Here is a 13,132-nt window from a genome sequence, read left to right on the forward strand (position 1 = left end):
GGTCCGGACAGCGGGCCGGAGGGCGGGCCGGTCGGGCGGCCGGAGGAGGGTTGGTCGGCACTCACGGGGCTTCTCCCGCCGTAGGGACTCTGCGGCGATTCACGCCGATGACGGCGTTTTGATCCACAACAGGCCCATTGTGTGCTCTGGCCCCGGGCACCCCGCAAGCCGGGGGACGCCCGCAGCCGAGGGTCGTCGGCCCACGGGCCTGCGGGCTCACCGCCGCCCCGGGCCTGCGGGCTCGCCGCGCGGAGTGCCTCGGCCGTGCTTAGCGTGGCAAGAGTGAGTCCCCAGACCTTGCGTCCCCGGCGGGAGACGTCAGCCGAGCGGGCACCCGCCCGCCACGGATGGCTCCACGCCCTCGCGACCGTGCTGGCCGGGCTGGTCGCGATGATCGTGACGGCGTCCCTCGGGCTCTGGGCGGCGGGTGCGGCGGACCTCCCCGACGGGGCGTTCCCCCGGGTCGTCGCGGCCACCGTGGTGACGGCGGTCGGCGGCACCATCGAGCTCTCCGGCGACGCCGGGCCCCTCGCCGAGACGCGGGCGGGCCTCACCGTGGTCCCGCTGTCGGTGACCCTCGTCGGCGCGCTGGTGATCGCCGCCGGATTTCTGCGGCCGCTGCGGCACCGGGCGGTCGCGGGGGCGGGCGAACTCGCGGGCTGGGCCGCCCGGATCGCCGTCCTGTGGCTCGCGGCGCTGATCGGCCTCGCGCTCGCGGCCCGCCAGGACTTCGACATCTCCCTCGGCGACGTGGGCGACTTCTTCGGCACCTCCGCCGAGGTGGGCTTCGAGACGGCCATGGCGCCGACCGTGTTCTTCGGTCTGCTGTGGCTCGCCGGTGTGGTCGTCCTGGCGCTGCTGGTGTCGCGCGGCGCGCCGCTCCCGGCGAGGCTGCTGCGGTTCCAGGAGTCGGTGCGGCCCGCCGCGTACGCGATGGTGGGCCTGCTGCTGGCGTACGTCGGCATCGGGCTGGTCATCGCGGTCGTGGTGGCACTGACCCGTGGGCACGCCGCCGAGACGGCCGCGGTGATCCTGCTGGGGCTGCCGAACGTGATGTGGCTGGTTCTCACGATCGGCCTGGGCGCCACCTGGGACAGCCAGGTCGAGGGTCCTTTCGGGCTGCCGATGCCGAAGATCCTCGACGAGGTCGTGCGCGGACCCGACGTGTCAACCCTGAACCTGGGCTCCGTCGCCGAGTACGACGGCCGGGTGTGGTGGCTGCTGGTCGTGAACGCGGTGCTGCTGACGGTCGCCGCGTTCGTCATGGCGGCCCGTTCCCCGGCCCGGGTACGGCTGTGGCAGCACGGTGTGCACATGGCGGCCGCGCTCGCCCTCACTGTGCTGACGATCTGCCTGGTGGGCCGGATCTCCGCGCACTACGGACTGTCGGTCCTCGGCATCGGCGACCTCGGCGGCGACCTGGGCGGGGAGCTGTACCTGCGGCCCCATCTGTGGTCCGCGCTCGGACTCGCCGTGCTGTGGGGGCTGGTGACCGGTTGCCTGGGCGGTGCGCTGGCGAAGGGCGTACGGCGGAGGGGCGCGGTCGACGCGCGCCCCGGCCACCGGTAACGCGGGCCCGGGTCGACCGCCGTCAACGACGAGGGGCGGACGCGGCACGGCGTCCGCCCCGCGTCGGCCGCTCAGGCCCGGGGAGTTCGGACGGCCCGGTCGCGTGTGTCACGGAGCCGGTCGTCCCGTGTGCACCGGCGCTGTGCGGAGTCGCGCCGTGTTCCGGCGCGACGGAGAACATCATCCCGCGATGCCGGCCCGCCCCGGAGTCCGATCGTCCGGCCCTCCGGGGGCGAACCTCAGCGGTCGATCACCCACTCGCCGCCACGGCCGTGGCGCGGCGGGCGAGGAGGGAGGCGCAGATCTCCCCGGCGCGTACGGCGGTGGTGGACAGGAGGGTGGAGGTGAGGCCGTGGGTGTGTTCGGTGCCGCCCTGCAGATAGATGTCGGCGGTGACGTTGGGGTTGGTGGTGACCCGGTGGTCGCGGCCGACCATGAGGGCGTCCTCGTCGTCGCGCAGGCAGAGTTTGCCGATCTCGCCCAGGTTGTCGCCGACGCCCTGGGGCCGGTAACCGGTGGCGTAGACGAGGAGGTCCGAGGAGAGGACCTCGCGCTCCCCCGTCGGCAGGAACTCCACGGTCACCTTGACGTCCTCGGTGCCGGCCTCGACCTCGCGCAGCCGGGAGACGTTCATCATCCGCAGCCGTTCCCGGCCCTGGACCTTCTCCTGGTACATGGAGCGGGACAGGGACTCGATCAGGTCCATGTCGACGACGGAGTAGTTGGTGCTGCGGTGGTAGTCGAACAGCGACTGCTTCACCTCGCGGGGCGCGCCGTAGTACAGGTCGACGGCCTCGGGGTCGAAGATCTTGTTGGCGAAGGGGCTGTCGTCGGCGGGCGTGTAGCCGTACTTGGCGAAGACGGAGCAGATCTCGGCCTCGGGGAAGCTGCGGTGGAGGTAGTCCACGGCCTCCGCCGCGCTCTGTCCGGCGCCGAGGACGACCGCGCGGCGCACCGGCTGTCCGGAGCGCACGACCTGGTCGACGCGGGGCAGCAACTGGCTGTTGTGCCAGACCCGTTCGGAGAGGTCGGCGCCGGGCGGGAGGTGGGGTTCCAGGCCGGTGGCCACGCAGATGCTGCGGGTCCGGCGGACGGTCAGGCTGTCCGGGTCGCCGGGTGTGCGGCTGGTGACGTCGAAGTAGCGGATCTCCCCGTCCCGGGTGACGGGGCGCACGGAGACGACCTCGGCGGAGTACTCGACGAGGTGCGCGACGCGGGCGGCCGCCCACTCGAAGTAGTCGTGGAACTCGATGCGCAGCGGGAAGAGCGTCTTCAGGTTGAGGAAGTCGACGAGACGGCCTCGGTCGCGCAGGTAGCACAGGAAGCTGAAGTCGCTGGTGGGGTCACGCATCGTCACCAGGTCCTTGAGGAAGGACACTTGCATCGTGGCGTCGTCGATGAGCATGCCCCGGTGCCATCCGAACCGGGGTTGCTTCTCCAGGAACCCGACCCGCAGTCCGTTCTCCGTGCCGGAGGCCACGGAGTGTTCGTGCAATGCGATGGCGAGTGCGAGATTGGATGGGCCGAACCCGATCCCGAGTACGTCGTAGATGGAATCCGCCCCGGTGTGCAGCGTCGTCACCGCGTCATCTGCCTTTCATAGAAGGGGTCACAGAGTCTCCCAAGCCGGAACACAGCCTCCCCCAGCAGAGCCATGTTAGATAAGGTAAGCCTTACCTAGCAACGGCTGAGGAGGGCTCATATGCGGGTCGTCATGTTCGGGTACCAGACCTGGGGACACCGGACGCTGCAGGCACTGCTGAAATCCGACCACGAGGTGGTGCTGGCGGTAACCCATCCGAAGAGCGACCACGCGTACGAGAAAATCTGGAGTGATTCGGTCGCCGACCTGGCCGAACAGCATGGCGTACCGGTGCTGTTGCGCAACCGGCCGGACGACGACGAGCTGCTGCGCGTGCTCAAGGAGGCCGAGCCCGATCTCATCGTGGCGAACAACTGGCGCACCTGGCTGCCGCCGGAGATTTTCGATCTGCCGCCGCACGGCACCCTGAACATCCATGACTCGCTGCTCCCGACCTACGCGGGGTTCTCGCCGCTCATCTGGGCGCTCATCAACGGCGAGCCGGAGGTCGGTGTCACGGCCCACCGCATGGACGCCGAACTCGACATGGGCGATGTGCTGTTGCAGCGTTCGGTGCGGGTCGGACCGCAGGACACGGCGACGGACCTGTTCCACCGCACGGTCGATCTCATCGGCCCGCTGGTCACCGAGTCGCTGGACCTCATCGCCTCCGGCGAGGCCGTGTGGACGCCGCAGGACCGCTCCCGGTCGAGTTTCTTCCACAAGCGGTCCCCGGACGACAGCCGGATCGACTGGACCTGGCCCGCCGAGGACCTGGAGCGGTTCGTCCGGGCCCAGTCCGATCCGTATCCGAACGCCTTCACGCACCACCGGGGTCAGCGCATCCGGATCGTCTCGGCCGCCGTGTCCGAGGGCCGCTACGGCGGCACGCCGGGGCGGATCTTCATCCGGGAGGGAGACGGGGTCGTGATCGTCGCCGGTGCGGAGGCGCGCTCCGGGCGGCTGCCGGGGCTGGTGGTCAAGCGGGTGCGGACGGAGGACGGCACGGAACTCGCGGCGACGGACTACTTCCGCACGATGGGCGGTTATCTGACGGCCCGTCCGTGAGGTGGGGGCGCCGTCGGCCGTGTCGGCCGGCGGCGCCCGAGAATGGCCCTAGGGTGCCCGTGTCAGCCGGCGGTGCCCGCCACGGGCACCGCGTCGGCGTCCGCGCCCTCGTCCTCGCCCCCGCCCTCGTGGTGACGGCCCATCGGGATCACCAGGGGCGTACGGCTGACGGGGTCCTCCCCGACCACGCAGCGCAGCCCGAAGACGTCCTCGACCGTCCTGGCGGTGATGACGTCGGCCGGGGCGCCCTCGGCGGCGATGCGCCCGCCCTTCATGGCGATGATGTGGTCGGCGTACCGGCAGGCCTGGTTGAGGTCGTGCAGGACCATGACCACGGTGCGGCCCTGGTGCCGGTTGAGATCGGTGACCAGGTCGAGGACGTCGATCTGGTGGGCGAGGTCCAGATAGGTCGTCGGCTCGTCCAGCAGCATCACGGGGGTGCCCTGGGCGACGGCCATGGCGATCCAGGCGCGTTGCCGCTGTCCGCCGGAGAGTTCGTCGACGGGGCGGTGGGCGAGGTCGCTCATGGCGGTGGCCCTGAGCGCCTCGTGCACGGCCTCCTCGTCGCTCTGGGACCACTGCCGCCACCAGGTCTGGTGCGGGGAACGTCCGCGCCCCACCAGGTCGATGACGGTCAGGCCCTCGGGGGCGACGGGCGTCTGGGGGAGGATGCCGAGCCGCTGGGCGAGGACCCGGGTGGGGATGGAGTGCACCGAGCGGCCGTCGAGGTGGACGGTGCCCGCCATGGGCGTCAGCAGGCGGGCCAGGGCGCGCAACAGGGTCGACTTGCCGCAGGCGTTGGCGCCGACGATGGCGGTGACGCGGCCCGTCGGGATCACCAGGTCGAGGTCCTCGACGACGATCCGGTCGTCGTAGGCCAGGCGCAGGCCCTCGGCCCGCAGTTCGGGGCCGTCGACGGGACCGCCGTCGCGGGAGTCCGCGAGGGCGTGGGCGTGGACGTCGGCGCGGTTGTCGCGCTTCGTCGTCGGCTCGTCCTTCGATGACACGTCTTCAGCCTCCTGAACCGGCGCGGTTGGCGCGGATGAGCAGCCACAGCAGTACGGGGGCCCCGAGCACCCCGGTGACGACCCCGACCGGTAGCTCCGTGTCCGGGACGAGCTTGCGGGCGGCGAGGTCCGACACCAGGACCATCACCGCGCCGGTGAGTCCGGCGGCGAGGGGCGGCGGGAACGGGGTGCCGGCCAGGCGCTGGGCGACCTGGGGCGCGGCGAGTGCCACGAAGGCAATGGGTCCGGCGGTGGCCGTGCCGAAGGCCACGAGGCCGACGGAGATGAGCAGGACGGCCACCCGGACGATCTGTACCCGGGTGCCGAGGCCCTTGGCGACGTCGTCCCCGAGTTGCATGACGCGGATCTGCCGTCCGAGCAGGATCGCCGGCGGCACGAGCACGGCCATGGTGACGGCGAGCGGACCGATCTGGTCCCAGGTACGGCCGTTGAGGTTGCCGACGAGCCAGCCGAGGGCGGCCTGGGCCTGGAAGCGCTGGCCGCGCGCCATGAGGTAGTCGGTGAGGCTGGTGCAGATCCAGGCCACGCCGATACCGACGAGGACGATGCGGTAGCCGGTGGTGCCGCGTTTCCAGGCCAGCGCGTAGACCAGCAGGCCGGTGACCGTCGCGCCGAGCAGGCCGAGGGCCTGGGTGCCCAGGCCCCCGTCCCAGCCGAGGACGATCCCGGCGACGACCGCCGTGCCGGCGCCCTGGGTGATGCCGATCATGTCGGGGCTGGCCAGCGGGTTGAGCGTCACCGTCTGGAGGAGGGCTCCGGAGATGCCGAAGGCGATGCCGACGAGCAGTCCGGCAAGGGCCCGCGGCAGCCGCAGTTCGTGGACGATCAGCTCGGTTCCGGGGTCGCCCGTGCCCACCAGGGCCTTCATCACGTCGCCGAGCGGGAGGGCGATGTCCCCGACGGAGGTCACCACCGCGAACGCCAGGAACGCGGCCGCCGCGAGCAGCAGACAGACCACCAGCAGCCGGGGCCGTACGACACCGGAGACGGGCGGGGCGGGCAGCCGGAAGGCGATGCGGTCCGCCGTACGCCGCTTCGGCGTGGGGTCCCCGGCGCCCTTCGGGGGCGGTACGGGGGCGAGTTCGGTCGTCATCGGCTCACAGCTCCACGGATTCGGTTCTCACGGGCCCGCGTACGCCCGGTCGTGAGGTCATGGTTCACAGCTCCGCGAGACGCCGGCGGCGGACCAGCGCGATGAAGAAGGGGCCGCCGACGAAGGCGACGAGGACGCCTGCCTGGATCTCGGTCGGGCGGGCGAGCAGACGGCCCGCGATGTCGGCGGTCAGCAGGAGGCAGGGGGCGAGGACGGCCGACAGCGGGAGCAGCCAGCGGTGGTCCGGGCCGATCCCGGCGAGTTGGGCGAGGACCCGGGCGATGTGCGGGACGACCAGGCCGACGAAGACCACGGGCCCGATGACGGCGACGGCTCCCCCGGTGAGCAGGGTGACGGCTACGACGCCCTGGACGCGGACCAGGCCGAGCTTGAGCCCGAGCGACTTCGCGACGTCGTCACCGAGCGCGAGGCTGTTGAGGGCGGGGGCGCAGGCGAGGGCGAGGACCGCGCCGACGGCCAGGAACGGCAGGACGCGCAGGAGCACGGCCTCGTCCTGGTTGGCGAGGGAGCCGGCGCTCCAGAAGCGGTAGCGGTTGAGCGCGTCCGGGTCGGTCAGGGCGATGGCGCTGGTCAGCGAGAACAGCAGGGAGGTCACCGCCACACCGGCCAGCGCGAGTTTGACCGGTGTGGAGCCGGATCGGCCCAGTCCGCCGAGGAGGTACACCAGGACGCTGGCGGCGAACGCGCCGCCGAAAGCGAACCAGATGTACCCGTACACCGATCCGATGCCGAGCACCCCGACCGACAGGACCACGGCGAAGGCCGCGCCCGCGCTCACCCCGAGGATGCCGGGATCGGCCAGCGGATTGCGGGTCAGCGCCTGCATGAGCGAGCCCGACAGGCCCAGGGCGGCGCCGGTGGCGAGGCCGAGGGCGGTGCGGGGCAGGCGTACGGACCAGATGACGCTGTCGATCCGGGTGCTGGGGGCGTCGCCGAGCAGGGTGTGCCACACCTGGTCGAGGGGGACGCCGAGGGCGCCGAACGCCATCGACAGGGCGCACAGCGTGAGCAGGAGGACGCAGGAGAGCGTCAGCAGCAGTACCGCGCGGGGGCCTTTCGCCGCCCGGACCGTCGAGGTCCCCACGTCTTCAACTTTCTTTGATGAGGCTTGCCTTAACTCTAGGGCGAGCACGGGGTGAACTGTAGGTCTTCCGTCGAATGCCGCCCCGTCCGGGCGGGTACCTCTCTATGCGGGCCCTGTGAATTAGGTAACCCTTACCTTAGTATGTCGGCGACCCCGGCCCCAGGTCCGGGACCCCGACCCGCTGGGGAGGCTCGCGGCTGTGTGCGGTTCCGAGGAAGTTCTGTCCCATTGGCGGCGGTTGTTGACACCGCTCCCGCTCGAGATCGCGCTGCCCGCCGACCGGCCGCATCCGCCAGAGCCGCTGCCCGAGCGCGACTCGCGGGTGCTGTCGGGCGTCCCGGACGCCTCCGACGCCGTCCGGCTCGCGGCGTTCGTCGCGCTGTTGCACCGCTACACCGGGGCGACGGACCTGACCGTGGGCCATGACGGGCTCCCGCTGCGGGTGTCCGTCGAACACGAGCCGACGTTCGCCGAGTTGACGCGGCGGGTGACGCAGGCGTGGGAGGAGGCGCAGACCCACCGGGTGCCCGTCGGCCTCCTGGTCGAGGAGCTGCGGCCCCGGCCGACGCGCGGCGGCGGACTGTTCTTCAACACGGCGTTCGCCACGGCCGCCCGCCCGGCCGGTGAACTCCCGGCCCCGGTCGATGTGTTGCTGGAGGTGGACGGGGACGAGGCGCGGGCGTCGTACTCCCCCGCCCTGTTCGACGGCACGACGGTCGAGCGGCTGCTCGGTCACTACCGCACGCTGCTCGCCGACGCCGTGGCCCGCCCCGGGACGGCGGTGGCCCGGCTGGACCTGATGTCCCGGGAGGAGTACGGGCAGGTCGTCCACGGCTGGAACGACACCGCGCACACGGTGCCGTCGGACACCTGGCCCGCGATGTTCGCCGAGCTGGTGCGGCAGCGGCCCGAGGCCGTGGCGCTGGTCTTCGAGGACGAGGAACTCACCTACGCCGAGCTGGACGAACGCGCCAACCGCCTGGCGCACGCGCTGATCGCGCGGGGTGCCGGGCCCGAGCGGATCGTCGCCCTGGCGCTGCCGCGTTCCGTCGAGCTGATCGTCGCCGAGGTGGCCGTCCTGAAGTCGGGCGCCGCCTATCTGCCGATCGACCACGACTACCCGGCGGACCGCGTCGCGTACATGCTGGGCGACGCACGGCCCGTCTGCATGGTGACCACCGGCGAGACCGCGCGCGACCTCCCCGAACCGGCCGAGGGGATGACCCTCCTGGAGCTGGACGCGCCCGCCACGACCGCCGAGTTGGCGGGGCGGCCGGTCCACGACCCCACCGAGGCGGACCGCGGGGCGCCCCTGACCGTCCTCAACGCCGCCTATGTGATCTACACCTCAGGTTCCACCGGCCGCCCCAAGGGCGTCGTCCTCGCTCACGGCGGTGTGGCGAAGCTGGTGGCCACGCAGAGCGAGCGGTTCGGCATCGGCCCGCACAGCCGGGTGCTGCAGTTCGCCTCGCCCAGCTTCGACGTCGCCTTCTGGGACCTGTGTCTCGGACTCTTGTCCGGCGGCCGGCTCGTCGTCGTACCGGCCGAGCGCAGGGTGCCGGGCGCGCCGCTCGCCGACTACGCGAACGCCCACGGCATCACCTTCATGATCCTGCCGCCCGCGCTGCTGGCCGCCATGCCCGACGACATCGCACTGCCGCCGACGGCGACGCTGTTGGCGGGCACCGAGCGGGTCTCCCCCGAGCTGGTGGGCCGGTACGCGCGCGGGCGGATGATGTTCAACGCCTACGGCCCGACCGAGGCCACCACCAACTCCACGCTCGGCCTGTGCGATCCCGACATCCCGGCCGGGGCGATCGTCCCGATCGGTGTGCCCGACCCGGGGACCCGGGCGTACGTCCTGGACGCGTTCCTGCGGCCGGTGCCCGCCGGAGTCACCGGCGAGCTGTACCTGGGCGGCGCGGGCCTCGCGCGGGGCTATCTCGGGCGGCCGGACCTGACCGCCGAGCGGTTCGTCGCCGACCCGTTCGGGGAGCCCGGCGAGCGGCTCTACCGCACCGGCGACCTGGTGCGCTGGCGGGCGGACGGGCGACTTGAGTTCCTGGGGCGCGCCGACGCCCAGGTCAAGATCCGCGGCTTCCGTATCGAGCCGGGCGAGATCGAGTCGGTGCTGCGCGGCCATCCGGCCGTCGACCAGGTCACGGTCGTCGTCCGCGAGGACCGGCCGGGCGACCGCCGTCTCGCCGCCTATGTCGTCCCGGCCCTCGACGCGCCGCGCGACGGGGACGCGGACGCGCGGGTCGAGGAGTGGAAGGAACTGCACGAACTCCTCTACGGGGCCGCCGGTTCCGAGGACTCGCGCGCGGCGGACACCGACGGCTCCCGCCTCCGCGAGAACTTCGCCGGCTGGAACAGCATGTACGACGGCACGCCGATTCCCGTCGAGGAGATGCGCGAGTGGCGGACGGCGACCGTCGACCGGATCCGTGAACTCGGCTCCGCCGGGCGGGTGCTGGAGATCGGCGTCGGCAGCGGTCTGATCCTCTCCGAGATCGCGCCCGACTGCGAGGCCTACTGGGGCACCGACCTGTCGGCCCAGGCCGTCACGGCACTCCGCGCGCAGATCGACAGCGATCCGGAGCTGTCCGCGAAGGTCGAGCTGCGGGCGATGCCCGCCCACGACACCGAGGGCCTGCCCGAGGGGTACTTCGACACCGTCGTCATCAACTCCGTGGCGCAGTACTTCCCCAGCGGGGAGTACCTCGCCGACGTGCTCGGCCAGGTGGCGGGGCTGCTCGCCCCCGGTGGCCGGATCTTCGTCGGCGACGTCCGCAACCTGCGCCTGCTGCGGACGCTGCGCGCGGCCGTGGAGACCCGTCGGGCGGCCGGTGGTGACGAGGGTGACAAGAGCGCGCTGCGGGCGGCCGTCGAGCGGTCCGTGCGCTGGGAGGGCGAACTCCTGCTCGACCCGGACTTCTTCGCCGCCCTCGACGGCTTCGACGCGGAGATCCGCCTCAAGCGGGCCGCGCACCACAACGAGCTGAGCCGGTACCGGTACGACGTCGTGCTGCGTCCGGGGGCCCCGGTGGCCGCCCGGGAGCTGCCGGAGGCCGACTGGTCGGCGATCGGCGGCCTCGGTGGACTGGCGGAGCTGCTGGCCGGGCGCCCGGACGGGCTCCGCGTCACCGGTGTGCCCAACGCGCGCCTCGCGGACGACCTCGCGGATCTGCGGCGGCTGGAGGACAGTAGCCGGCAGGCGGCCGACGCCACCGACCCCGAGGACCTGCACGCGCTGGCGGCCGAGCACGGCTACCGGGTGGCGCTCACCTGGAACGGCAACGCCGACGACGGCGCGTTCGACGCCGTGCTCGTCCTCGACGGCCCCTTCGGCCCGCTGTACCGGACGGGCGGCGTCCATCCGCGCGCCAACCGACCCGCGCCCTTCCGTGACGTGAGCGCGCTGATGCGGGCCCTGCGCGGGCACGCCGCCGAGTGGCTGCCCGACTACATGGTCCCCTCGGCGTTCGTCCCGCTGCACGCCCTGCCGGTCACCCCCAGCGGCAAGATCGACGCGAGGGCGCTGCCGGCGCCGGACTACGCCACGATGAGCTCCGGCCGCGCCCCGCGCACCCCCCGTGAGCGGCTGCTGTGCTCGCTGTACGCCGAGGTGCTCGGCCTGGACGCGGTGACGGCCGAGGACGACTTCCTCGCGCTCGGCGGCGACAGCATCAGCGCCATCCAACTCCTCATCCGGGCCCGCGAGTCGGGCCTCAGGCTCACGACCCGTGACGTCTTCCGGCACCGTACGGTCGAGGCGCTGGCCGAGGCCGCCGTCGAGCGGGTCGCCGTCGAGCCGGTCGCCGACCACACCGCCGACGAGCCCCTCATCGAGGTCGACGCGGCCGAACTCGCCGAGATCCAGGGCGCGCGTCCGCTGTCCGTCGCCGAACTGCTGCCGCTCACCCCGCTCCAGCAGGGCTTCTTCTTCCACTCCCTCACCGGCGGCGCCGACGGGGACACGTATGTCGTCCAGCAGGTCCTGGACCTCGCCGGACCGGTCGACGCCACGGTGCTGCGCCGTGCCGCGCAGCACCTGCTGGACCGGCACACGCCGCTGCGGGCCGCGTTCCGTCAGCGCCCGGACGGCACCCCGGTGCAGATCATCACGCGGGACGCCGAACTGCCCTGGCGGGAGGTCGACCTCTCGTCGCAGGACGGCGAGGTGCGCGAGAGTCTCGCGGACGCCGTGGCCGCGGACGAGCGGGCCCGGGGCTTCGACCTGGCCGCGCCCCCGCTGCTGCGCTGCGCCCTGGTCCGGCTCGGCGAGGAGCGCAGCCGCCTGGTGCTGACGTTCCATCACATCGTCGCGGACGGCTGGTCGTTGCCGGTGCTGCACCGCGAGTTGATGGCGTACTACGGCACCGACGCACCCGCGCTGCCCGAGGTCGCCCCCTACCGGGGCTTCCTGCGCCGCCTCGCCGAGCAGGACCGGGAGGCGGCACGCGAGGTCTGGCGCGACGCGCTCTCCGGGCTGGACGAGCCGACGCGGCTGGTCGACGCCCCGGCCGACGGGGCGCCTGTACGGCCCGAGCACGTTCGAGTGGAGCTGTCCGAGCGCACCACGGCGCGGCTCGCCGAGCGGGCTCGTGAGCACGGCGTCACCCTCGGCACGGTGGTGCAGGGCGCCTGGGGCCTGCTGCTGAGCCGGCTGACCGGCCGGGACGACGTGGTGTTCGGCACCACGGTCTCCGGGCGCGACGGCGAGGTCGACGGCATCGCCTCCATGGTGGGCCTGTTCATCAACACCCTTCCGACACGGTTCCGTTGGGCACCGCGCGAATCCCTCGGGACCCTGCTCGCGCGCCTCCAGGAGGAACAGGCCCGACTGCTCGACCACCAGTACCTGGGCCTCGCCGAGATCCAGCGGCTCACCGGGCACGCGGGCTCCGGCGAACTCTTCGACACCCTCGTGGTGTTCGAGAACTACCCCGCCGAGCCGGACCTCCGGGACGCCTCGGGCACCGTACGCATCACCGGCGACGCCTTCCACGACGCCGTGCACTATCCCCTCGCCCTCGTCGTCAAGCCGGGCCGGCGGCTCGACCTGCGGCTCAAGCACCATGCGGAGCGCCTCGACGGCGACATCGTCCGCGCCCTCGGCGACCGGCTGGTCCGCGTCCTGGAGGCCGTCGCCGAGGCACCGGACCGTGCGGCCGCCTCCGTCGAACTGCTCTCCCCCGACGAGGCCCTGCGCGCCCGTCCCCTCGGCGAGGAGCGCGTCGTCCCGGAGTCCACCCTGGCGGAGGGGTTCGCCGCGCAGGTCGCCCGGACGCCCGACGCGACGGCCGTCGTCTTCGAGGACGAGCGGCTGACCTATGCCGAACTGGACGCCCGCGCCGAGGAGTTGGCCGTACGGCTGCGCGGCCGGGGCGCGGGCCCCGGGGCGTTCGTGGCGGTCGCCGTGCCGCGCTCGGCGGAGCTGATGGTGGCACTGCTCGGCGTCCTTAAGTCGGGCGCCGCCTACTTGCCGGTGGACCTCGACTACCCGGCCGACCGGGTGGCCCACATGCTGGCGGACTCGGGAGCCACGACCGTGGTCACCCTCGCCGCGACGGCCGACCGACTGCCCGCGCCGAGCCCGTCCGCCGAGGGGAACGCGCCCTCCGTACTGCTGCTGGACACCGCCGACGCCTCCACCGAGGCCGCCGCCGGCCCCGCCCCCACGC

7 protein-coding genes are annotated in these 13,132 nt (G+C 72.8%); 3 read left to right on the forward strand and 4 right to left on the reverse strand.

Annotation, left to right across the window (positions count from 1 at the left end; genetic code table 11):
- The first annotated feature begins 282 nt into the window (after positions 1-282).
- Complete coding sequence (locus tag P1P70_RS29250; protein ID WP_319242960.1) at positions 283-1,569, forward strand: streptophobe family protein; 1,287 nt, start codon at positions 283-285, stop codon at positions 1,567-1,569.
- Positions 1,570-1,819: 250 nt separating this feature from the next.
- On the opposite strand, the gene P1P70_RS29255 is transcribed toward P1P70_RS29250, so the two are convergent.
- The gene (locus P1P70_RS29255) at positions 1,820-3,151 is read right to left on the reverse strand and encodes a lysine N(6)-hydroxylase/L-ornithine N(5)-oxygenase family protein (RefSeq protein ID WP_319242963.1); all 1,332 of its coding nucleotides are present in this window, start codon (positions 3,149-3,151) and stop codon (positions 1,820-1,822) included.
- Between the two features lie 120 nt (positions 3,152-3,271).
- On the opposite strand from P1P70_RS29255, the gene P1P70_RS29260 reads away from it, so the two are divergent.
- Positions 3,272-4,219, forward strand: coding sequence for a methionyl-tRNA formyltransferase (locus P1P70_RS29260; RefSeq protein ID WP_319242965.1), 948 nt, complete (start codon positions 3,272-3,274; stop codon positions 4,217-4,219).
- Positions 4,220-4,281: 62 nt separating this feature from the next.
- Here P1P70_RS29260 and P1P70_RS29265 read toward each other — a convergent pair whose 3' ends face one another.
- The 3 genes from P1P70_RS29265 to P1P70_RS29275 form a co-directional block, all read right to left on the reverse strand.
- A complete protein-coding gene (locus P1P70_RS29265) occupies positions 4,282-5,226 on the reverse strand; it encodes an ABC transporter ATP-binding protein (protein WP_413471563.1) in 945 nt (314 codons plus the stop codon).
- A 4-nt stretch (positions 5,227-5,230) separates the two neighbouring features.
- Positions 5,231-6,340 (reverse strand): FecCD family ABC transporter permease, encoded by a 1,110-nt coding sequence (locus P1P70_RS29270; protein WP_319242968.1) that lies wholly within the window; start codon positions 6,338-6,340, stop codon positions 5,231-5,233.
- A 64-nt stretch (positions 6,341-6,404) separates the two neighbouring features.
- A complete protein-coding gene (locus P1P70_RS29275) occupies positions 6,405-7,445 on the reverse strand; it encodes a FecCD family ABC transporter permease (protein WP_319242971.1) in 1,041 nt (346 codons plus the stop codon).
- A gap of 199 nt (positions 7,446-7,644) precedes the next feature.
- On the opposite strand from P1P70_RS29275, the gene P1P70_RS29280 reads away from it, so the two are divergent.
- Positions 7,645-13,132: non-ribosomal peptide synthetase (locus P1P70_RS29280; RefSeq protein ID WP_319242973.1), on the forward strand; the 5,488-nt coding region annotated here is incomplete at its 3' end.

It is taken from the genome of Streptomyces sp. MB09-02B, from assembly GCF_033794485.1.
Lineage (GTDB): Bacteria > Actinomycetota > Actinomycetes > Streptomycetales > Streptomycetaceae > Streptomyces.